Source organism: Komagataeibacter melomenusus (assembly GCF_013155395.1).
GTDB lineage: Bacteria > Pseudomonadota > Alphaproteobacteria > Acetobacterales > Acetobacteraceae > Komagataeibacter > Komagataeibacter melomenusus.
Genome location: NZ_JABJWC010000052.1, coordinates 1 through 19,989, shown reverse-complemented (window position 1 = coordinate 19,989; position 19,989 = coordinate 1). Strand labels below are relative to the sequence as shown.

The window sequence follows — 19,989 nt, the reverse complement described above, 5'->3', positions numbered from 1 at the left end:
CCCTCGGGCGAACCTCCTCAATCAGAGGTTCCCAGATCGCCCATGTCTCGTCCGTAAAGGTGCCTGTTCTGTCTCCTTCTTCCATCCCTACAATATGGGAAGAAATTCAAGATCTAACAGGCCCTAGGCAGTCAGCCCGATTTCATCGCATCTTATCCGGTTCTACCTACAGCAGTTGCGAAGCAGTTATTCTTTGTCATGACTGGTCTCATGACAGGCCTACTGGCAGTCGGATACAACCGAACAATTCTTGCAGCACTGCGCCTTGCCGACCGTCTGCCTGTCAGCATATACACCAGAGCCACCCTAATCGGCGGACTGGCCGGACTTGTCGTATGGCTTGATCCCCATCTGGCGGGTGGAGGCGACTGGATCACCCAGGCCGCAATAAGTAATACGATAAACTGGCATCTTATTCCCCTCCTGTTCGTTTTCCGCTTGGTATTCGGGGCAGTTTCCTATGCTGCCGCGACACCTGGCGGATTATTCGCGCCTATGCTTGCCTTGGGGGCACTATCAGGGTTGGCCTGCAGCTTTGTCGCACAAATACTGAGCCCGGACACAGCACTGGCGACTGCGCCGTTCGTGATTGTTGGCATGGCTTCAATGTTCGCAGGATCCGTTCGATCACCCGTGACGGGCATTATCCTCGTCATGGAAATGACTGGATCATCCGATCTTGTATTACCGCTCCTGTGCGGAAGCTTCTCAGCAATGGTGGTGGCAGGTGCATGCGGAGATACCCCGATCTACGAGGCCTTACGACTTAGGGCAGCAGTCGGCAGACGCTGACTGATTGACCTACAGGCATTTTGTCGCCGCATGTTTCATGAGAAATCATTCTGGCCCGGATGTTGATGATGGGTAAAGCCTGCGGACGACCCATTCCATGGTCAGTCCCTGTACGATGGTGGTAAACACCACCACACCGTAACAGACAGGCAGCAACAGATTGCGCAATTCACCTGGAGGCAATCCAAGCGCCAGTGAGACCGAGATGCCACCGCGCAAACCACCCCAGGTCAGGATACCAAGAACACGGCCCCGTTCCCATTGTCTGAGATGAATCGGAAGAGTGGAGAACAACACGCTCAGTGCGCGCACGACAATAGACAGCGGAATCACCATGAGCGTCGCCATCATGGTAAACAGACGCGGCGTGATCTCCAGAATTTCAAAACCGATAAGCATGAATAGCAGGACATTCAGCACTTCGTCCATAAGGGTCCACGCGACATCGAGGTTCTGGCGGGATGCTTCATCGAAAACGGAATCGCTATAGCTGGTTCCAAAACACAATCCAGCCACGACGACAGCTATCGCGCCTGACATGCCAAGATGGCTGGCGATACTGAAGGTTCCGGTCGCTAGGGCCAATGACGTCAGCAGATCGATATGCGGATCCCGTTGCTCCTTGAGTACACGAAGCGCGATCCATCCGGTCATGGCACCTAACAGACCACCACCAAGCGCCTCACGGCAAAAGCTGAGCACAATCGCAGAAGCGGCCAGACCCTGACTGTCTCCGGTCGCCAACCCGATCGTCACACCAAAAATAACAACTCCCACACCGTCATTGAACAGACTCTCGCCCGCGAAAACTGCCTGAAGTGGTCCCGGAAGTCGCAGACGCTTCAGCATGCCCACGACCGAAACCGGATCTGTGGGTGCGAGAATCGCACCGAGCACAATGCACCATGAAAACGGAACGGCATGGCCCATCAGGGGCAAAATACTCCAGACTGCACCCGCCAGAAGGACCACAGCCAACACCGTTCCAAGGACAGAGAGGGCTGTCACGGACATCAATTTGGCACGCAGGTGCCCGACATCAACCTGCATGGCTCCCGCAAAGAGAAGAAGTGACAGCACACCGTTCAGAAGCGCTACGGGTAGATTGATGATCCCCAGCATAGACCGCGACAGAGCCTGCAGATCATAGTCCGGAATCAGCAGGTTCAAAGCCACAACCAGCAGGGATGCCAGCAGCGAAAAGATCAGGACACCGATTGTCGCTGGAACGCGAAACGTGTGGTGATTGAGAATGCTAAAGGCTGCGGCGAGCACGAAAAGCAGAGCAATAAGGCTGATAGTATCCATTATATGATCGCTGGCCCTTCTGATGTTTTGCGTCAAGGAAAACCGGCGTCGGCACCCCAAGCGAAATGCCGGCCACTATGCGAGACCCGGCAGGTGTTGACCTATATCCCTGTTACAATCAGTATCTGGGGAGAACGGAATGTTAGTTTGCGGGTAAATGACAGACCTCATTCGAGACCTTATCCTTCGCTGGCGAGATGATCCGGCAGGGACCTATCAGAGTTGGTTCTTGTGGGATGAACGCCTCAAAAACTTCCGGTCTATCCGTCGCGGTCTGCAGCTGGTTGTGGCTGAGATAGCCGCTGGTACATTCGGGGTTGCCTATCGTGGCTCCTCCTTGGAAACAGTTGTACATTCGATTGCTGAGCAGCGTCAGATTTTCAAGGGTGCGGATCATGCATTCTTGTGGAAACCGAAGTTACGCATTCCCGACATCTACGAAAATCCCGCCAATCAGAAAGCATTTGGGCAGCTTCTCGATACCTGTCTGTGCTGCAATACCGAAGAGCATGTAGTCTCGGCCATTCATGCAATCGACGCCAGGAAGATAAAAGGGCTGGGGCCAGCTGTCGCCAATCTGCTGTATTTCCTGCATCCCACGATCATGCCACCTTTCAATACGGCGATCGTGAAGGGCTATAACGCCCTGACCGGATCAAAGGTGAAGCTGGGGCGATGGGAGGAATATCTTGCCATGCGGCAAGGGATACTAAAGCTGAATGCAACCTATCGTGCGCTGCTTTCCAATGATCTTGGTGCTATCGGAGGACTGCTGTTTGATCTCGGAAGCGGACGTTATACAGCGCCGCCTCTCGAAGATAACGAAACAGCACGAAAACTCTGGGAAGCCGATCTTCACCAGGTTAGGGAGCAGAGCGCAAAAGAGGCCCGAACTCTCGCTGCGGAGCGGGAAACAGATCATACTCATACCGAGATTCAGGGATGGCTTCGTGATCTGGGGCTCTCCTTGGGTTACGATGTCTGGATTGCCGCCAATGATCGCAGCCGTCCATGGCAGGACGGCAAGCTGGGGGATGGTTGCCTGTCGGTATTGCCGGGGTTCACGACGGAAACGCAGGGAGCGGAATCCGTGCGTCTGATCGACGTCTTATGGCTTGACCAGGAAAGCCATAGGATTGTTGCAGCATTCGAGGTTGAGCACTCAACGACCATCTATTCCGGTATCGTGCGGATGCTCGACCTTGCTCTCGGGTCAGCGGCGCAGGCTCTGGAAGGGATGTTCCTTGTCGCGCCGGACAAGCGGGAGATTGATGTGCGGGAACAGTTGAAGCGACCGGCTTTCAGCAGGATTGCTGATCTGAAAGTCCGGTATCTGCCTTATGGAGCACTGGAGAAGGATCGTGAGGCAATCAGGCGTTTTGGCCATGGTCTGAAACCGATACAGAGCATTTCCCATCTTCTGACCCCAGTGTGATATCTGCAGTACATCGCCTGTTCTGACGCAAGTTACGATAAGATTGAAGCGACTGCAGCCCACCCTCGCATTGACCCCTTATCGGTCGTATTAGGCTTCGCCTTATTCGCGGCCGTAACCGCGGCTTTCGCCATCGAATCAGCCTCGCCTGCAGTGATCATGATTGGTATCACGATATGGAGGCTGACATTTGGCGAAGTCACGACGTTGCTCCAAACCGCGCTGGCCGATACGGCCAGGAAGATGCCGGGATGATGATCCGGGCCTTTCCAATCTGGAACTTTAGGGTCGTGAAAGAAAGCCTGTTCCAGACCAACATTTTATGATGCGGATATTCCGTCGGCCGCAACACGAAGATGAAGAGCTTGTCCCGGCTGTGGCCGAACATTTTCTGGTGCGGATCATCTCAGGAGAAGCACAGGTCGAGGAACGCGAACTGACAGGTGAATGGACGAAAAGTGAGGCCGGGTCCGGATCATTTTTCCTGACACAGACCGATGCGCCTTACCTCATGCGCTGGCAGGCTGATCCGGACCGTCCGTTTGAAGTCCTGCATCTTTATCTGGGCCCTACTCTGGTGAACCGCGTCGCCCGATCGTTAGGGCTTAATCCATCACGGCTTTCCATGCGCGCAATTTCCGGTGTTCAGGACGCATTTATCTCTGGCGTTCTGACAGGCCTGACGGCCGAGATCCAGACGACTCATTCGGCCAGTTCTCTATTTGTGAACGGACTTCTGGAAAGTCTGACTGTCCATCTTCTGCGTCATTATGCCCAGACACAGCCTTCGCCCACACCCAGACCCGCACAACTGCCAGCGTGGAAGCTGCGCAAGGCGCTTGATCATATGGAGGCCCATCTCGCCGAACCGTTCGATCTCGATTTTCTGGCCGGGTTGTGCGGGATGAGCCGGTTTCATTTCAGCCGGTCATTTCACAACACCATGGGGCAAAGCCCATCACGCTGGTTTATCCAGCGGCGTGTGGAACATGCGAAGGAGCTTCTGTCACAGACCAACAGGTCCATCATCGAGATCGCCCTGACCAGCGGCTATGAGAGTGCGAGCCATTTTGCACAGATGTTTCGCAGAGAAACCGGCATCAGTCCACGCGACTACAGAAAGCGATGACATCATCAGAACGGATATGAACGTCAAACAGAGATACGGCGAAAGAAGACGCAGCGAGTGAGGCAAGCGGGGTAAATGATCGCACCCTGATGGCCAGATCGCTGCTCCCGTCATCCACCAAAATTGTCGTCAAGCCTCAGCGCCAGCGGGTTTGCAAGGGCGGGATCTGTCGCATCGGTCTTCAGCAAGCTCCTCCTCCAGAGGTGGTCCCCATTTTTCAGACAGGGCGATAAGCTATAATCCGACCTGAGAGAGGGCAGGTTTTATGGGTAAGGTTACGCGCAAGAGGTATGGGGCGGAGTTCAAAACACGGGTTGCCCTGGAAGCGATCCGTGGGGAACTGACGCTGGCGGAACTGGCGTCGAAACATGGTGTGCATCAGACGATGATCGCCCAGTGGAAACGGCAGGCGATCGAGGGGATGGCGGCGACCTTCTCCGGGAAGCCGGTGGCCGAGCCCCCGGTCAGCCCTGCTGATGTGGAGAAACTGCACGCGAAGATAGGCGAGCTTCTCGTGGAACGGGATTTTTTACGCGATGCCTCTGCTCGGTTGGGCGTGATCAGAGGCGGCAGATGATTGACCCACAGCGACCGCGCCTTTCCATTGTCCGGCAATGCCTGCTGCTGCATCTGAACCGGTCTGGCGTCTACTATCGGCCAGTGCCACAGAGCGAGGCCAATCTGGCGTTGATGCGGCTGATCGACGCCCAGTTCCTGGAAACGCCATATTATGGCTCACGGCAGATGACATGGTATCTGCGCCGCCTGGGATATGAAGTCGGCCGCAAGCGGGTCCGGCGGCTCATGGCGATCATGGGCCTGCGGGCGGTCTACCAGAAGCCGCGCACGAGTGTGCCTCATCCGGAGCATCGGAAATATCCGTATCTGCTGCGGGATCTGGTCATTGAGCGGCCTAACCAGGTCTGGTGTTCCGATATCACGTATATCCCCATGAAACGGGGATTTCTCTATCTCGTGGCGATCATGGACTGGTTCACGCGCAAGGTGCTGTCCTGGCGTCTGTCGAACACGATGGATGCGGAGTTCTGCATCGAGGCGCTACAGGATGCCCTCACGCGCTATGGCGCTCCGGAAATTTTCAATACTGACCAAGGGTCGCAGTTCACGACGCCCCGTTTCACCGGGCTCCTGGAAGAGCGTCAGATCCGCATCAGCATGGACGGGCGCGGGCGATGGCTGGACAACGTGTTCATCGAGCGTCTGTGGCGGTCGCTGAAATACGAATGCGTCTATTTGCATGCGTTCGAGACCGGATCGGAGCTACGGGCCGGGCTTGCCGGATGGATCACCCATTATAACGGGCAGCGTCCGCACTCGGCACTGGCTGGACGCACGCCCGATGAGGCGTATCATGACGTGTCGACGCCATCTGGTCCGGGGTTAACCCCGGACCAGATGGCCAACAGCAACGCCGTCAGAATGGCGGCATAACAACAACCGGGTATAGCTTATCAAGCCCACAAAACTGTCCGAACGGACGGGTCCACCTCTTTCAGCCCGATCCAGTCGGACGCCCTGACCCGGGTTGCAACCGATATCGGGGGCACCCCGTTACAGGTGGCGCTGGCCTGGTTGCTGGCCCGTTCACCCAACCTGCTTCTCATCCCGGGAACCTCGAACCCCCTTCATCTGTCAGAAAATCTTGCAGCAGCAACGCTGGAACTGTCGGCCGATGTTCAGGCGCAACTTGACACGATCGCCATTGCATAATCCCGGAAGCCTGTTCAGACCATTACCATTCTGGTGCATGGAAACGCAGGCTTTCAGACCGGGAAACAGGACCGTCTTCTAATCGCCGACAAGCAGTACGAAGCGACAAACCGGCACGCTACACTGTGGGAATAGTGCCGCCATCCAGAAGGTAATCCACACCAACGATATAGCCGCTGCGGTCAGAAGCCAGAAACGCAACAAGTTCTGCCACCTCCTCAGGACGGCCCGGGCGACCAACAGGGATACCGCCAATCATATTCATGACGTACTGACGTGCAGCATCCTCGGATATGTGCCTATTTTGCTGGATTTCCGTGATCATCCCATGCGCACCAGACGTCTCGATAAAACCTGGTGACACCATGTTTACCCTTACGCCGCCTGCTGCAACCGCCCTCGAAAGGCCCTTACTGTAAGTTCGTAGTGCGCCTTTTGCAGAAGCATAGGCCAGTGTCGACTGTGATGGCGGCATGATATGGGCGATTGAGCCTATGTGAATGACCACGCCGTGCTTTCTTTCGAGCATCCCCGGAATGAAGGCACGGTCAAGACGGACTGGCGCCATCAGATTGATATCAAGTACCTGCTGCCAGAACGCATCTGTCAGTGTCTCGAAGCCGCCGGGAGGCGTAGCCGTGGCTCCAAGATTATTGATGAGAATATCAAGTCCGCCCCATTTGTTCTCAATTTCCTTCACAACCGCATCAACGCCCGCGGTTGTGCCGAGATCAGCCGCGACAAACATGAGATCGGCATCCCGGGAGGCCGAGGGCGCGCGCGCCGTTGTTGCAACCTGTGCACCGGATGCGGCAAATCGATGGGCAATCGCCGCGCCAATTCCCTTAGTGCCGCCTGTGACCAGCACTCTCTTCTTATCGAACTCGTTTTTCATCTTGCGTGATAACTCCAGATTACGTCTGAGAAAGAAGAATGACGATGCGACGTCGTCCTGGTGGCTACGCTTACTGTCTGCAGTGCTCAGATCCTGCAGACATTTTCTCAACCGCGTCTCTGCGGAAGCAGGATGGGGAATGATCGTTGATGATGCCAATCGCCTGCATCCAGGCATAGACGATGGTCGGGCCGACGAACTTGAACCCCCGCTTTTTCAGTGTTTTCGAGATGGTTCGGGATAATTCGGTTTCCGTATTGTACCCTGCCCTTTCCAATGGCCTGCCATCTGTGAACGACCAGCAGAAGGCAGAGAAATCGTCCCCGGCCTCCTGCATCGCATTGAAAATCTGTGCGCCACGAATGGTCGCCTCAATTTTGGCATGTGCGCGGATAATGCCAGCGTTGCCCATCAGTCGTTCGACATCTTCTGCGGTGAAGGCGGCCACTTTCCGGGGATCGAAGACCGCGAAGGCCTCCCGGAACGCCGCACGTTTTCGCAGCACGATCTCCCAGGAGAGTCCTGCCTGAAAACCTTCGAGCATCAGCATTTCCCAGAGCCTGCGCGGATCACGCTCTGGCACGCCCCATTCAGTATCATGGTAATCCTGCATCAGGGGGCTCGAACTGGCCCAGGCACAACGACATTTATGATCCATGAAGCGCCTCTTGTATGGCATTACAGGTCAACGATGCGGGTATCGGCTATGGTCTCGGCAAAACCGTTCCCGAACAGGCCGGCAGGCGTCTGGAAGCCGGGATGGACTTCTCCCCCAAGCACGCGGCGCGCGGCTTCGACTGCGGCCAGAGGCGTGAAGGTGTAGCCGTTCACCGTATCAAGAACCGAACGGACTGTGATGCCATTCGCTTCCGTTACCTCGGCCGCTGCCTGATAGCGGTGTGCTTTCCGTTCCTGCACGCCGGGGCCATCAGGAAGAAGTGCGAGATCGCCACCCGGAAAAGCATCGCCCGAGATATGCACGAATGTCTCGATATCCGGAATATGGGTTGCCCGTCCGATCGTGATGAGATCTGGAAGTGTCACCGAAAAACATGACACCGCACCATGGCCGAAATCAAAAGGCCTCTGGTCGGGTGCCGGACATGCGACAAGATGGCCGTCTTTGCAGATCAGCGTCTCCGGCGTTACATTTTCCGCAGCACTGATTGCCGAACCACGTGACATGGTGCCGGAGACATTCAGCGCAATGACGATTTTTTGGGGGGCCTGCACGCGTTCCGCCGTATGCCCGGCGAGGCATCCCAGCATGGCAACACTGCCGCCGCTGCCCGGAAGCAGCATGACGCCTGCGGCGCCGGCAATCGTATCCAGTTGCGCGGCAAGGCGGTAGCTGTCCAGTTCCGCCGCGATATCAAGGTAATGAACTCCACAGCGAATGGCACTCCGCATCAGTGGCTCAGCCGTGCGTCGATAAGGGCCTGCGCAGTTCAGCAGCACCGTCACATCTGACAGGGCCAGATCAATGGCGGCGTTCTGTTCGAGGCTGAACACACGATGATCCGCCCCAAGCCGGGTCGCGAGTTCCTCAAGTCCGTCTGCCCTGCGACCGGCGAGAATGATGGAAAGACCGACTGCTTTCGCATGCTCGGCAACCATGCGGCCGGTATAACCATAAGCCCCATAGATCATCAGTATCCGCGGGGGATTTTCAGTGGAAGTCATACACAGAACCTCAGCGACCATGCTGCCAGCTCTTGTAGACGAATTCGAGGCTGTAGCCGTCCGGATCGCGGACCTGGGCGGCATAGTATCGCGGGTCATAATGAAGCTGCGGCCCCGGGGGGTGGATGCCGGTTGCACCGGCTACCAGAGCAGCCTCAAAGGCCGCTTCCACCATGGCGGCAGATTCCGCAACAAAGCCGACATGGACCGCCCCGGCTGCTGCTGCTCCCTGTTGCAGCCAGAAGAACATGCGGCCCCCGGCACCGAAACCCTTGAGATCCGGGTGGTCAGCTGGCGCGTTCTTTCCGTCGTAATCGAGGCGGTTTGTGATTCCCAGGTGTGGAAGCACGGCTTGGTAAAAGGCGATCGATCGGTTGATATCGCTCACTGTCAGAAAGATATGATCGAGCATGGAAAATCCTCAAAGATTATAACAGCCAGACACTTCGATGGTCTGGCATTTCGGTTGCCGCCGAAACCCATGCCAATACTCGTCGGAGCTTATCGCCCGACCTGGAGGAACAAGAGATAATGTCGGCAGCAGATGATTGCTCTCACGTTTCTCTCTGAAACCTGCCTGTTTCTGCTTTTCCGTTGATCGGGGAAAAGGGCTGTGAAACAACGCCGGGTATGGAAACGCAGCTTCAGGAACTCAGGCGACTGGCCGCACGGGCAGAAAACCGTCGGACGGAGACAGGCATTCCGCGGGTTGCCATGGTGCAGGGTGAAATCCCGGAGCATCAACTCGCTGCCGTCTATGATCCCATGATCAACCTGATCCTGACAGGGTCAAAAACCTTGACAGTGGGCAGCCGAACCCTTCGCTATGATCCGGCAACCTATTTTGTGATGTCGGTCGATCTGCCCGCAGTCGGCGCCTTGCATCCATCGGAAGAGGGCCATCCCTACCTGGCGGTGAGCCTGACGCTGACGCCCGCCATTATCGCCAGTCTGCTGGCAGACCTGCCTGTACCTGCCGGGAGCGATGCCTTCAGTCCCGGCTTTTCGGTCGCCCCTGTTACCCCGGAGCTACTGGATGCATGGGTTCGTCTGCTACGGCTGATGGACCATCCGGATGAAATTGCTGCTCTCGCGCCCGTCTACGAACGCGAGATCCTATTCCGCGTCCTTCAGGGACCGCTCGGCTGGATGCTGCGTGACATCGCCACACCTGACACCGCTCTTTCGCGGGTTGCCAATACAGTCCACTGGATCCGGGAAAATTTCGCAAAACCGCTACGTGTCAGCAATCTGGCGGAGATGGCGGCACTCAGCATCTCCGCCTTTCATCGCCATTTCAAGGCCGTGACCTCATTGAGCCCGGTTCAGTATCAGAAGCGTGTAAGGCTGCTCCATGCCCGCTCACTCCTGATCGCGGGACAAGGCAATATAACGTCCGCCGCCTTCCATGTCGGATATGAAAGTCCAAATCAGTTCAGCCGGGACTATACGCGACAGTTTGGTCTGCCTCCCTCCAAGGACGTTGTGCGACTACGGCGGATAACTTCAGGCAGGGATTAATTGCTGTTCACGATGATTATGGAAAGGCAGAAGCAGGCGAGGTCCGCATTGGGAAAATGCCGTAGTCCTTCCTGATGGCATAAATGAGGCGAGACCTGGCCCGGCACTGCCCGGTTTTGGCGTAAGAGACCTGGCTCCGGCTGGCCGGGATCACGGAAGGTCGGGCCTTCCGGCGCATCTGGTCCGCAGGGGCTATAGGATGCATGAATGATCTACGTAGCAGTCCCATAGATTTTAAGGGTGAATATCAGCTGTCTTCCCGGTATGGGTTCCGAGTGGGCACATATGAACATATGGTATATGCCTCATTTCCTGCATCACAGTGTGGAACTTCCCTACCGTGGCCGTTTTCCCGACATTGTCATATCGTGGTGCAGTTCCGGCTGGCCGCCAGTCCACTGAAGGTGGAAATCGCCCCAGACGTACCCGTCGCCTTCGTCGCCTGGCTCGTGTCAGGACACTAAAATGGCAGAGAACATTCATGTACTGCTCCGGGGCGGTGCTGATCGGCATCATTTCGGTGATCTTTGCCCATCTGGGAGATGCGGCAGCCGATCTTCGTTACCGCATTGTCGCTCTGAATGCCTGGTCCATGCTTCTGATTGCACCACTTGGAATGATCACCATTACCTGGTTGACGCGCCTACTATTCAATGGTGCCCAAGGCTCCGGCATTCCCCAGACAATCGCAACATTGCACATGCATAATTTCATGCTGGTGGACAAAATTCTGACATTGCGCATTGCGCTAGGCAAGGTCCTGATGACTTGCCTCGGGCTGATCTGCGGTGCATCGATTGGTCGCGAAGGACCCAGCGTTCAGATCGGGGCATCCATCATGCACGCTTTCTCGCGGGCCATGCGTCAGCACAACGATGTCACCCGGCATGGCATGATCCTGGCAGGTGGAGCCGCAGGCATGGCGGCGGCTTTCAACACACCTCTCGCAGGCGTTGTTTTCGCCATTGAGGAACTTGCCCATTCCTTTGAACAGAAATCGTCGGGCCGGACACTGACCGTCATCATCTTTTCCGGGATTACTGCAATCGCCCTCCTGGGAAATTATACATATTTTGGTCGTGCCAATACCTCTATCCCCGTCGGTGTCGCGTGGCTGGCTGTTCTGGTATGTGGCGTGAGTGGTGGCTTGGCGGGCGGCCTTTTCGCGCGTTGTGTCATTCGCCTCTCCAAGGGACTGCCAGGATCACTTCGCCCGTTTGCGGCACGTTTCCCTCTCGGTTTTGCCGCTTTATGTGGTCTGCTTCTGGCCCTGATCGGCCTGGTTTCTGACGGGGCGACCTATGGTACGGGCTATCTCCAAGCGCGAGGAATCATAGACGGCACCCTCCATTATCCAGCCTCCTTCTTTCTCCTGAAATACCTCTCCATGCTAATCACCTTTTGTTCTGGCATACCTGGCGGCATGTTTGCGCCGTCCCTAGCCATCGGTGCTGGCATGGGCGGATGGATCGGACAGTTCCTACCCCATACCTCTCCAGGCGCTGTCGTTCTGCTTGGGATGGCGGCATATTTCTGTGGCGTTGCCCAATCTCCGCTCACAGCGACGATCATCGTGATGGAGATATGCGATAACCAGCAGGTCACGCTGGCACTTCTGGCAACCGCGTTTCTGGCGTTCGGAGTGTCGCGAATGATCTGTCCCCATCCACTATATTCCGTCCTTGCTACAGGTTTCATGGAAAAGACCGAGCAGAAGGAGATTTAGCTGTCAGGTTGCGGATCTTCCGATATGGGCTGTAGTATGAACCCCAGAGACTGGGCGCGACGGTGCAAATTGGAGACGACACGTTTACGATGGATCTCGTCGTAATAACCCGCTCCAGGATCGGCATAGGCCATGCCATGCCTGAGGGTATTGTAAAACAGGACCGCTATTTTTCGGGCCGTGGCGGTCACGGCCTTTGCTTTCCCGACCCGGGCAGACAGGCGTCTGTAAAAGGCCCCCAACGCCGTATCGCTTCGCCCGAGCGTCGTGGCAGCCAGACGCAGAAGGGCTGCGGCTCGGCTTGAGGACCGACGGGTACGCGATGAAAGAAGTCTGCCGCCAGAAATCTTGTTCCCAGGGGCCAGACAGAGCCAGGACGTGAAATGTTTTGCACTCGGCCAGGCACGAAGGTCTGTACCACATTCGGCCACGAGTTTGAAGGGCAGCGAAACACCGATGCCATGGATCTGCGTGAGATCCACCCCCAGCAATCGATACAGGATGCTGCGCACGTCGAAGGATGGGGCGCTAACCTGCTTTGTCCTGATCCGCGGCTTTGGGAGGTCTGCCGCAGGCTTCGCACTCTTGTGGCTCAGACGCAGCAGCAACCCTTCCATGCGACGGTCACAGGCCACGATCCGTTCCTGGTAGATATCATAAAGCTCCAGCGCCTGTGTCAGCGCGAACACACGCTCGTCCCGATAATTTCCCATCAGGGCTGCTGATATCACTTCAGCCGATGAGCGGCACCTGATGTCGCGATTGGCAGCCAGCGTATCCGGATCACGTTCACCACCGACAATTGCCCGGATGATCTGTATTCCTGTGACGCCCGTAATATCGGACACAACGTGATGGAGTTGCAGGTTCATTTCCATCAGGGCCTTCTGCATGTGCTGAATATGTGCCGCTGCATACTCAACAAGACGCTCGCGTTGGCGCAGGTAGGCCCGTAAAGCGGCAATATCGGCCTGAGGCCGAAAGCTCCCGCGCAGCAGGCCGTAGGAATGAAGTTGCTGGAGCCAAGCGGCATCGCTCACATCTGTCTTGCGCCCAGGCACGTTCTTGGCGTAACGCGCATTCACGAGGATGACCTCGAAACCATGCTGCTCAAGGATTTCATAAACCGGAATCCAGTAGACGCCGGTGGATTCCATGGCGACACTGGTAATGTTACAGGCCCTGAACCACTCAGCCAGCGTATGCAGGTCCGAGGTGAATGTGCCAAAGGACCGGATCGGATTCTTTGCAGTCTCGGGTGAGACGGCCGCCATATGCATCCGTGATCCAATATCGATCGCGGCTGCTCCGTGAATGTGGCGGGTAAGCCCAGAGGACGCTTTTGCAGATTTTCGAGGCATCGTAACATCTCCATGCACTATGCTGCAGGAGGGCGTGGAACATGCCAGTCAATCATCTTCCTAACCGGGATCACCGCAAGGCAGTGTCACCATTCTCAAGTCCGCACAGTTCCATGGACCACGTTTTTTAACGGGGACGAACCCGCCAATAAGCTAACGGCCGCTACCCTCCTGTCCAGCACGATAGCACGACCAGTTTCTATGCCGCACAGGCGGGCATACGCCCGGGATCGTTTTTTAGGATATCCCGCTCTCCCAGGCCACTCAGGCCAGTTCGTGCTTCAGTGGCCGGATCTCGGCATCCTTGCCGGTCTCGCCTGATGCCACCTTCACGCATTGCCGCTTCTACGCATACAGCGGATGTGTGCTGACCCCGAGCCGCTGCAAAAAACTCTCTGGACTGAAAACCTCTCGTTGCTTTCCTCTTCCCACGGGACGCCGTCGACTTGTCCCGCCAAGCCCCCTGTCCATCCCGGACAGGGCTGAAGAAAACACTCATTCTGGTCCGTTATGGCGATCTCCTGACAGCTTCACTCCGTCGTGGTTTAGAGCAAAACGGCCTATGCGATAATCTGACCTGCCCCTCGCCCGTCCCATAACCGAAAGGGAAACGTCAATGATCCGTTTGCGTCCGCTCGTCATTGCCGCATTGCCGTTCCTTATTCCCGGGTATGCACATGCCCGCATGGTCGACAGGCCAGTTTCGTAGACGTTCGAGGGCGCGCGTTATGACTGCGTCCTAATCTACGACGACACGACTGCCGCGCGGCGGCCGGGTCTCCTGATGGTGCTCGCATGGTTCGGCGTCAACGAGAGCGTGATCCGCAAGGCCGAGGACATCGCAGGGCAACGCTACGTAATCCTGCTGACGGATATGTATGCCGCCGCGATCCGCCCGAAAGACGCCGCTGGCGCACACAATGCCATATCCCCCCTCTGCTCGCTGACCGTTCCATGATGCGCCGTCGCGTGGCCTTTGCCCTGGCACAGTCCAGATCGTTTGTATCGCAGGCACCAATCGACACGACCCATCTTGCGCCATCGGTTATTGCCTCGGCGGCGCGGCCGTGCTGGATCTTGCGCGGTCCGGTGCGGAGATCGCAGCTGTGGTCGCGTTCCACGGCAATCTCTCGACGGATAATCCCGCCCTGGCACATGCGATCCGGGCACGGGTTCTTGCCATGAACGGGGCGGATGATACCACGACCAGCCCCCAGTTTGACGGCTTCCTGGCCGAAATGTACGGCAGCCCTGCCCCGTGGCAGTTTCTCGCCATCGGCCATGCTGTCCATTGCTTCACCGAAAAGGAGGCCGTGGCCTCATCCGGCCTATGCCGGTACGATGCGCAGGCAGATGCCTGGTCATCCGTGGCCATGCACGCATATGGCTTGACAAAAGTTTCTCCTCGCATTGACGATCCGGGATGAATGTCCCGCTTGGATCCAGATTGCGGGGAAGAACGAACGAGATCCGCACCATTTATCTAATGTTGGGAATATCTCGACTTCATCAGAAAACGGCGGATATGATGCCCGTCTTAGTGAACATTATGGAATGCTGCGGGCCACTCTGGGTTCATACGCAGCATAATCCGTCACGCCGAAGGATCGATAGATTAGACTTCTATCAATCATAAAAATACGATATAATGATTGATAGAGCCTTGGGGTATCAATCATGCTTTGGAATTGGCAGCTTCCAGACTGGCCACATTTTCACTTCGAGAAAAGCTGTCTGCGAGACGCCGAAACGGAGTTTCTGAAAGGTTCAGGCGTGGTCGTCGGTGCGATGCAGCATCTAGACAAAGACGCCAATCAGCATCTTGTCGTTCAACTCATGTCGCAAGAAACGGTCGAGAGCTCCGCTATTGAAGGCGAGGTGCTTGATCGGGCCAGTGTGCAATCGTCGATTGCGCGACACCTTGGCTTCGCCACAGACAGGCGACGTTCTACGCCAACTGAGGCCGGGGCCGCTGAATTGATGGCGGACCTCTATCGGCATTATGCGGCCCCTTTGACTGACCAGAGTCTCTTTGAGTGGCATGCCATGCTCATGAATGGTCGGCGAGATCTGGATGTCATTGGCGGGTATCGGACGCATGCCGAGGCAATGCAGATTATCTCCGGCCCCATCCATGCGCCGCACATCCACTTCGAAGCCCCGCCATCTCGAAGCGTCCCTTCGGAGATGGCGCAGTTTATCGGCTGGTTTAACAGGACCGCCCCAAGCGGGATCGACCCCTTGCCCGCGATTGAGCGGGCTGCAATTGCCCATCTGTGGTTTGAGACCATTCATCCCTTTGAAGATGGAAATGGTCGCATCGGACGGGCTATTGCTGAAAAAGCATTGGCGCAAACCCTTGCAGCCCCAACGCTGACGGCGTTGGCCGCGACCATCAATACATACAAGAAAGCGTATTATCTCGAACTGCATCGGGCCAGCCAGACGAACCAGATAGAGAACTGGATGGTCTGGTTCTCTCAGGTCGTGTTGGAGGCACAATCCCGCACGCTTCGGAACATCCGGTTTCTTATTGAGAAAACGCGGTTTCTGGATCGGTTACGCGGAAAACTGAACATTCGTCAGGAGAAGGCCCTGCTTCGAATGCTGGCAGAAGGGCCTGATGGTTTTCAAGGTGGCCTGAGTGCCCAGAATTATCGGTCGATTACAGGGGCGACGTCTGCCACGGCGACGCGTGATCTGGTTGATCTGGTGGCGCTTGGTGCTCTTATTCGGACAGGAGAAAACCGGTATGCCCGGTATTCTCTTCGTCTCTGACAAACATGTAGTTTACTGTTCAACCACGAAAAAACCTTCAAGGTCGCTGCATTATGGACGCGGATAATCTGACAGAGCTCCCGACCGCGCTGGATGGCATTTTCGGCCACGATTAACTGGACGGTGCCAAATAGGTGGTTGGTAAAATAGGATTTCTGTTCCCATTCATGAGTCATTTCGACAAAAATCCCAAAATGCGCCTGTTCCAGAGCCTTTCCACCCTACCCGCCTGTCTGCCCCTCCCCTGCTGCCCGCGTAGCGGTCGGCTCTGTCCTGCCAAACCGATCGCCCAGCCTAGAGGGTGTTATGCACCTTGAGCGAGTATAGCTGCGTTTCTGAGCATGAAGCATGCGAAAGCGACGACATGAAGACTTGCGAGCGTTGAAGCGTAGCGCTCGTAATACTTGACGAGTCTGCGGCATCGTGTGGCCCATGCGAAAGACCGTTCTACGACCCATCGGCGAGGCAGCAGGACAAAGCCGCGCTTGGCTTCGGGCAACTTGACGACCTCAAGGGCGATCCCCTGGGCCCGTGCTGCCCCGGCCGACTTCTCGCCCGTATATCCCTGATCGACATAGGCTAGTTCGACAGTTTCGTTCGTCACCTCCTGAATGGCGGCGGCGAGGCGCCCGACCTCGGCGCGGTCGTCCCGGTTGGCTGGCGTGACATGCAGGGCCAGCAGATGGCCAAACGTGTCCACGGCCATATGCAGTTTTGAGCCCTTTTTGCGTTTGGCCCCATCATATCCGGCGCGCGGTCCGCTCTCCGGTGTCGAACGCAAGGTTCGGCTGTCGAGGATGGCCGCCGTGGGTTCGGCCTTGCGCCCGGAGGCCATGCGCAGCACAACCCGCAGGTCAGACGCCAGTGCTTCGAAGCAGCCTGCCTCCATCCCGCGACGGGATTGCTGATAGACCGCCGACCACGGTGGCAGGTCGTTCGGCATGGCGCGCCAGGCAATCCCGTAGCGGATCACGTAGCGCAACCCGTTGAACAGTTCGCGCAGATCATGCCGCCGCTGTTCCGCGTCCTCTCGCATCAGGACCAGATACGGGACGACCAGAGACCATTCTTCGTCTGATACATCAGAGGGATACGGTTTGCGTGTAGGCGTCATCCCTCATTACTGCACCAATCAGGCACGAAAGTACATAACACCCTCTAGAAACAGGCGGGAGTAAGTAGGCACACATATCTTGCCAATCCGTTTTCTGCTTATTCGGCCCTAAACGGGCCAATTTGGGCATGAACGAGCAGATTTAGACTGGAGGAGAAAATCAGGGCAGGCAAAGAGGTGTTGCCCATATAAAGTGCCAGCCAGACCTGTATTCCGTGCTCGCTGGGATGCCAAGACAGTCACACATTCAGTGCTTTCCATGCTGCAATGCTCTCAACCGATTGGAGTGGAATAAAGGCGCTACGCAGGAACGCCTTCATATGCACGCAGAAATCCCTCAATATTATCGCTCATCAGGAGCGGCATCCGGGCCCGTATGATCTTCTCCGGCCAGTCCCACCATGCCAGTGCCAGCAGCCGCTCGATGGTTCTCTCGGGGAAGCGGTATTTGATGATCCGGGCCGGGTTACCGCCCACGATGGCATACGGCGGCACGTCCCTGGTCACCACGGCCGCCGTGGCGATGATCGCGCCAGACCCTATGGTTACACCCGACATGATATTGGCCCGCGCGCCGATCCATACATCATTGCCGATGACAATATCCCCCTTGGTGGAATGGTCATCGGACGCGTCGGCTGCTTCTGGCCAGAAATTGCACTGGTTCTTGAATGGGTAGGTGGTGATCGTGTCCGGGCGGTGGTTGCCCAGGATCATCAGCACCTCGCGGGCGATCGAGCAGTATTTCCCGATCTTCAGACCTGCGTATTCGGCCTCTATGATGATGGGAGAACCCTTGGCGCCGTACGTATGGTCCCCGATCTCCCAGCCCCATTCCTCGATCTCGTGGGCAAGCGTGTAGCGCAGGAGCAGCGAAAAGGCGTTCTTGCCGTAATTCATGGGGGCGGTTTTCTCCCATCATGGTTGAGGTCATGCGGTTGTCGATATGTGTTTTTGCACATTGGTCACAGGAATCAACTGTCTTGCCATAGTGGGCTGCCGTTTGAAGGGGAGAACGCTCCATCACACCCGAAGCAGGGATCAATGATGTCGCTCCAGCCATCGAACAGTCAGGTCGACCGCCAGTTGTCATGCATCGGTTGGAGCATCGCGATGCGGATTGCCTTGATGCGGGTAATCTGGCGGTCGTAAATGATCTTCATAAGGAGGAAGCTGTCTGTCCTCGCTCATCGGCGGGTTTCAGGACAACGCCCTGAAACCCGCCGTAGTCATGCAGCAGCCCGCGCTGTGACCCCAAGACGATATCCATTCTTCTGGAGCACTTTAATCGAGGCCTCGGAATATTTCGCGACCAGTCCCGAGACATCACCAGGTGCACACCAGAACCCCAACGTGACCTGAATATTTGCCGGTTTTGGCAGAAAAGACACTGACGGCGCGGGATTCTTGAGTACCTGCGTGTCATTCTCCGTAAGACCCAGCAACAGTGCCCGGGCCTTGTCCAGATCGTCCTGGTAATCAATCAGCAGGCTGACCGAACCCGCAAGCCGGTCTGACTCCGAGCTGTTGATTACGATGTTGTTCGATAATGTTCCATTGGGGATGTAAATGATCTCATTATTGGCATCAAGCAGTACGGTACGGAACATCTCGATTGATGTAACCGTTCCCGAACTGCCCCCCGCCGTAATCGAATCCCCAACCTTGAACGGGCGGAACAGCAGGATCAGCACGCCTCCAGCAAAATTGGCGAGGCTACCCTGCAATGCCATGCCTACCGCCAGACCGGCGGCACCCAGAACCGCCACGAACGATGTTGTTGCAATGCCGACCATGGATGCCACACTGATCAGCAGAAGGGCTTTCAGAAACAGCCCGACCACACTCAGCAGGAATCCGCGCAATGTCGGCTCTATATGGCTGGCCTCCATCATCCGGCCCATCGCCCGCGTTACGGCGTTGACGAGTTTCCAGCCCACAAAGAGAACGATCAGAGCCAGAATAAACTGACTTGCATATCCGAGTATAAGCGGAAGTAATCCATCAACCTGTTCCAGAATGGAATGAATCTGCTTTTCCATGACTATTCCTGATTTATTTTTCTCATATTTTGCGCAGTAAAATACGCAATCTACTTCATATTGTAAGCTGTTTCATGCCGGTTCGTCACCACCGCGGTCTTACAAGATAATTTCAGGGACAGCGTGAACAGCCCCTAAATTTCTGGACGTCTGAACTCCAAAAAATGTAGTGGAAGTTTCACAGCGGTTCGGGATCAGCACACATCCGCTGTATGCGTGGAAGCGGCAATGCGTGAAGGTGGCATCAGGCGAGACCGGCAAGGATGCCGAGATCCGGCCACTGAAGCACGAACTGGCCTGAGTGGCCTGGGAGAGCGGGATATCCTAAAAAAGTCACCGCGTATCTCACTAGGGCCTGTTAGATCTTGAATTTCTTCCCATATTGTAGGGATGGAAGAAGGAGACAGAACAGGCACCTTTACGGACGAGACATGGGCGATCTGGGAACCTCTGATTGAGGAGGTTCGCCCGAGG

General features: G+C 56.3%; 20 protein-coding genes. 11 read left to right on the top strand and 9 right to left on the bottom strand.

Going from position 1 to position 19,989, the window contains the following annotated elements; all coding sequences use genetic code 11:
- Positions 1–198: 198 nt before the first annotated feature.
- On the top strand, positions 199–792 hold the full coding sequence (locus tag HNW77_RS14935) for a chloride channel protein (protein ID WP_338033798.1): 594 nt from the start codon (positions 199–201) through the stop codon (positions 790–792).
- A 45-nt stretch (positions 793–837) separates the two neighbouring features.
- Here the strand turns inward: HNW77_RS14935 and HNW77_RS14930 are convergent, their stop codons facing one another.
- Positions 838–2,100: a cation:proton antiporter gene (locus HNW77_RS14930; RefSeq protein WP_048852395.1), complete on the bottom strand. Its 1,263-nt coding sequence runs from the start codon at positions 2,098–2,100 to the stop codon at positions 838–840.
- 157 nt (positions 2,101–2,257) lie between these two features.
- On the opposite strand from HNW77_RS14930, the gene HNW77_RS14925 reads away from it, so the two are divergent.
- From HNW77_RS14925 to HNW77_RS14910, 4 genes are all read left to right on the top strand, one after another.
- Positions 2,258–3,535, top strand: a complete 1,278-nt coding sequence (locus HNW77_RS14925) for a hypothetical protein (protein ID WP_014106948.1) — start codon at positions 2,258–2,260, stop codon at positions 3,533–3,535.
- 322 nt (positions 3,536–3,857) lie between these two features.
- Entirely contained in the window at positions 3,858–4,664 is an 807-nt protein-coding gene (locus HNW77_RS14920; RefSeq protein ID WP_241694506.1) for a helix-turn-helix domain-containing protein, read from the top strand.
- 265 nt (positions 4,665–4,929) lie between these two features.
- Positions 4,930–6,116, top strand: a protein-coding gene (locus tag HNW77_RS14915; RefSeq protein ID WP_102325733.1) for an IS3 family transposase whose coding sequence is annotated in 2 segments (ribosomal slippage) — positions 4,930–5,188 and positions 5,188–6,116 — 1,188 coding nt in all. Because the reading frame shifts where the segments join, the coding sequence is not laid out codon by codon here.
- Positions 6,117–6,128: 12 nt separating this feature from the next.
- Positions 6,129–6,395: an aldo/keto reductase gene (locus tag HNW77_RS14910; protein ID WP_308170305.1), complete on the top strand. Its 267-nt coding sequence runs from the start codon at positions 6,129–6,131 to the stop codon at positions 6,393–6,395.
- Between the two features lie 118 nt (positions 6,396–6,513).
- On the opposite strand, the gene HNW77_RS14905 is transcribed toward HNW77_RS14910, so the two are convergent.
- The 4 genes from HNW77_RS14905 to HNW77_RS14890 form a co-directional block, all read right to left on the bottom strand.
- Complete coding sequence (locus tag HNW77_RS14905) at positions 6,514–7,290, bottom strand: SDR family oxidoreductase (RefSeq protein WP_172158682.1); 777 nt, start codon at positions 7,288–7,290, stop codon at positions 6,514–6,516.
- Between the two features lie 70 nt (positions 7,291–7,360).
- Positions 7,361–7,903: a DNA-3-methyladenine glycosylase I gene (locus HNW77_RS14900; RefSeq protein ID WP_241694508.1), complete on the bottom strand. Its 543-nt coding sequence runs from the start codon at positions 7,901–7,903 to the stop codon at positions 7,361–7,363.
- Positions 7,904–7,968: 65 nt separating this feature from the next.
- Entirely contained in the window at positions 7,969–9,072 is a 1,104-nt protein-coding gene (locus tag HNW77_RS14895) for a saccharopine dehydrogenase family protein (protein WP_241694505.1), read from the bottom strand.
- A complete protein-coding gene (locus HNW77_RS14890) occupies positions 8,984–9,385 on the bottom strand; it encodes a VOC family protein (RefSeq protein WP_172158678.1) in 402 nt (133 codons plus the stop codon). Before HNW77_RS14890 ends, HNW77_RS14895 begins: the two co-directional genes overlap by 89 nt.
- A 218-nt stretch (positions 9,386–9,603) precedes the next feature.
- Between HNW77_RS14890 and HNW77_RS14885 the strand changes: the two genes are divergently transcribed.
- Both HNW77_RS14885 and HNW77_RS14880 read left to right on the top strand, forming a co-directional pair.
- Positions 9,604–10,494, top strand: a complete 891-nt coding sequence (locus HNW77_RS14885; RefSeq protein ID WP_172158677.1) for an AraC family transcriptional regulator — start codon at positions 9,604–9,606, stop codon at positions 10,492–10,494.
- 481 nt (positions 10,495–10,975) lie between these two features.
- Positions 10,976–12,220, top strand: coding sequence for a chloride channel protein (locus HNW77_RS14880; RefSeq protein ID WP_172158675.1), 1,245 nt, complete (start codon positions 10,976–10,978; stop codon positions 12,218–12,220).
- Here HNW77_RS14880 and HNW77_RS14875 read toward each other — a convergent pair.
- The gene (locus tag HNW77_RS14875; RefSeq protein WP_172158674.1) at positions 12,217–13,581 is read right to left on the bottom strand and encodes an IS110 family RNA-guided transposase; all 1,365 of its coding nucleotides are present in this window, start codon (positions 13,579–13,581) and stop codon (positions 12,217–12,219) included. The two genes, HNW77_RS14880 and HNW77_RS14875, sit on opposite strands and share 4 nt — an antisense overlap.
- A gap of 784 nt (positions 13,582–14,365) precedes the next feature.
- On the opposite strand from HNW77_RS14875, the gene HNW77_RS18000 reads away from it, so the two are divergent.
- The 3 genes from HNW77_RS18000 (at position 14,366) to HNW77_RS14865 (ending at position 16,359) form a co-directional block, all read left to right on the top strand.
- Entirely contained in the window at positions 14,366–14,539 is a 174-nt protein-coding gene (locus HNW77_RS18000) for a dienelactone hydrolase family protein (RefSeq protein ID WP_254261089.1), read from the top strand.
- A gap of 109 nt (positions 14,540–14,648) precedes the next feature.
- Positions 14,649–15,008: a dienelactone hydrolase family protein gene (locus HNW77_RS17995; RefSeq protein ID WP_254261088.1), complete on the top strand. Its 360-nt coding sequence runs from the start codon at positions 14,649–14,651 to the stop codon at positions 15,006–15,008.
- A 250-nt stretch (positions 15,009–15,258) separates the two neighbouring features.
- Positions 15,259–16,359, top strand: a complete 1,101-nt coding sequence (locus HNW77_RS14865; protein ID WP_172158673.1) for a Fic family protein — start codon at positions 15,259–15,261, stop codon at positions 16,357–16,359.
- A 304-nt stretch (positions 16,360–16,663) separates the two neighbouring features.
- On the opposite strand, the gene HNW77_RS14860 is transcribed toward HNW77_RS14865, so the two are convergent.
- From HNW77_RS14860 to HNW77_RS14850, 3 genes are all read right to left on the bottom strand, one after another.
- Positions 16,664–17,473, bottom strand: coding sequence for an IS5 family transposase (locus HNW77_RS14860; RefSeq protein ID WP_172158672.1), 810 nt, complete (start codon positions 17,471–17,473; stop codon positions 16,664–16,666).
- Between the two features lie 300 nt (positions 17,474–17,773).
- Positions 17,774–18,373: a CatB-related O-acetyltransferase gene (locus HNW77_RS14855; protein WP_172158671.1), complete on the bottom strand. Its 600-nt coding sequence runs from the start codon at positions 18,371–18,373 to the stop codon at positions 17,774–17,776.
- A gap of 329 nt (positions 18,374–18,702) precedes the next feature.
- Positions 18,703–19,521: a mechanosensitive ion channel family protein gene (locus HNW77_RS14850; protein WP_172158683.1), complete on the bottom strand. Its 819-nt coding sequence runs from the start codon at positions 19,519–19,521 to the stop codon at positions 18,703–18,705.
- A 163-nt stretch (positions 19,522–19,684) separates the two neighbouring features.
- On the opposite strand from HNW77_RS14850, the gene HNW77_RS17990 reads away from it, so the two are divergent.
- Complete coding sequence (locus HNW77_RS17990) at positions 19,685–19,816, top strand: hypothetical protein (RefSeq protein WP_172158670.1); 132 nt, start codon at positions 19,685–19,687, stop codon at positions 19,814–19,816.
- Positions 19,817–19,989 lie beyond the last annotated feature (173 nt).